General features: G+C 63.4%; 3 protein-coding genes. 2 read left to right on the top strand and 1 reads right to left on the bottom strand.

Going from position 1 to position 1,701, the window contains the following annotated elements:
* Position 1: 1 nt before the first annotated feature.
* Positions 2-157, top strand: a complete 156-nt coding sequence (locus tag ACE3UY_RS10460) for an adenylate/guanylate cyclase domain-containing protein (RefSeq protein ID WP_374687475.1) — start codon at positions 2-4, stop codon at positions 155-157.
* Between the two features lie 188 nt (positions 158-345).
* Positions 346-795, top strand: coding sequence for a hypothetical protein (locus ACE3UY_RS10455; RefSeq protein ID WP_374687474.1), 450 nt, complete (start codon positions 346-348; stop codon positions 793-795).
* A 146-nt stretch (positions 796-941) separates the two neighbouring features.
* Here ACE3UY_RS10455 and ACE3UY_RS10450 read toward each other — a convergent pair.
* Positions 942-1,701, bottom strand: a 760-nt coding sequence (locus ACE3UY_RS10450) for an SPFH domain-containing protein (protein ID WP_374687473.1), incomplete at its 5' end; no start/stop codon positions are given.

The raw sequence follows: 1,701 nt of genomic DNA, 5'->3' as shown, positions 1-1,701 counted from the left end.
CATGGAGTCCTATGGGCTGGCGAACGTCATCCAGGTGACGGCCGCCGTACGCGACAAGCTGGCCGGCCGCTACACCTTCGAGGAGCGCGGGCCATTTCCGGTGAAGGGCAAGGGGGAGATGACGACCTACTTGTTGCGACCAGCAGCGCAGACTTGATGTGTCCTCCTAGAGGAGCGATGAAGGGAAAAGAGGCGAGGAACACAGAGAGACACCGAGATCACACAGAGTTCCACAGAGGAAGAAAACGCTTTCTCTGCGGAACTCCGTGTCCGCCCTCAGTGTCCCTCCGTGTTCCTCTTCATTCCTTGCCCGATGAATCAACCGGTTGATACAGGAGTAGCGCCTTGCACAGAGAACGCCGTCTTCTCACATTGACCTTGTTGGGCCTTCTGGCCGCGCTTTTGCCGGCCTGTGGCGGGCCGGCCGCCGCCCCACGCGCCGCCCAGATCACCTGCCACACCGCCTACCGCCCCAGCGTCACCGTGCCCATCGAGAGCGAAGGCATGGTCGTCATTCCTGGCGACGCCGACGCCGAATACGAAGCGCCAGAGTCAGGCGATCTGCGCCTCCAGGCCCGCTACTGGACGGGCGAAGCCGACGGCGAGCGCGCCCTCCAACTTCTGGTCACGCCGGCCGGCGCGGCCGACCCGCTGCTCACCCACCTCTACCAACTCCCCCAGGACAGCGGCCCCCAAAACCAGTTCGTCGGCGGCCACGGCTTTACCGGCCTCATCTACGTCTACCACCCTACCAGCGGGGCCGAACTCCAATTCTGGTGCGAAGCCGCCGAATAGCCCCGACATAGAAGAGAAGCTCACGCCAAGAGCCCTAAGGACGCCAAGCGCGCAAAGACTTCATTCTTTGCGCTCTTGGCCTTCTTTGCGTTCTTGGCGTGAGCCTCTTAAATCTGTGTCATCCGTGAAATCTGTGGATTCTTCGCTTACTTCTGCGGCTGCTCCGGCGCGGGGCGCGAACGGATAGGCAGGACGTTATGCCCGCCCCCGTTCGAGTCCAGCCCCAGCACGTTGATGATGTCCGACCCGGCGGGGATGATGAACTTCGTCTGGTTGCCCGACAGCACCGCCTGGGCCACGTCGAGCTTCTTCAGCTCGCGGGCGCGGTCGGTGAAATTGCGTTCGGCGGCCTGAGCCACCATTTCAATCGACTTGGCCTCCGCCTCGGCCCGCAACAGCACCGCCTGCGCCTCGCCCTGCGCCCGCAGGATGTCGGCCTGTCGCACGCCCTCGGCCTCCAGGATGACGGCGCGCTTCTCGCGCTCGGCCTTCATCTGCTTGCTCATGGCGTTGGTGATGTCGGCCGGCGGGTCGATCTTCTGCAACTCTACCTTGGTCACCTTGACGCCCCACGGGTTGGTGGCCTCGTCCAGCACCTCGCGCAGCGACGTGTTGATCACGTCGCGGGCGGTCAGCGTCTCGTCGAGTTGCTTGTCGCCGATGAGGTTGCGCAAGTTCGTCTGCGCCAGCGTCGTGGCCGCGAAGTTGAAGTTCTGAATCTCGAACTCGGCCTTGACCGGGTCCACCACCTTATAGTAGATCACCGCGTCCACCGTCACAACGACGTTGTCGGCGGTGATGACCTGCTGCGGCAGGACGTTGATCAGCGCCTCGCGCATGTCCACGCGAATCAGGCTGTCGATGAACGGGATGAGGAAGACCAGGCCCGCGTCGGCCGTATGGCTG

Origin of the sequence: Promineifilum sp. (SeqCode), assembly GCF_041918635.1 — a bacterium.
Taxonomy (GTDB): Bacteria; Chloroflexota; Anaerolineae; order Promineifilales; family Promineifilaceae; genus Promineifilum.
The sequence above is the reverse complement of the archived record's forward strand: the minus strand, read 5'-3'. Positions and strand labels throughout refer to the sequence as shown.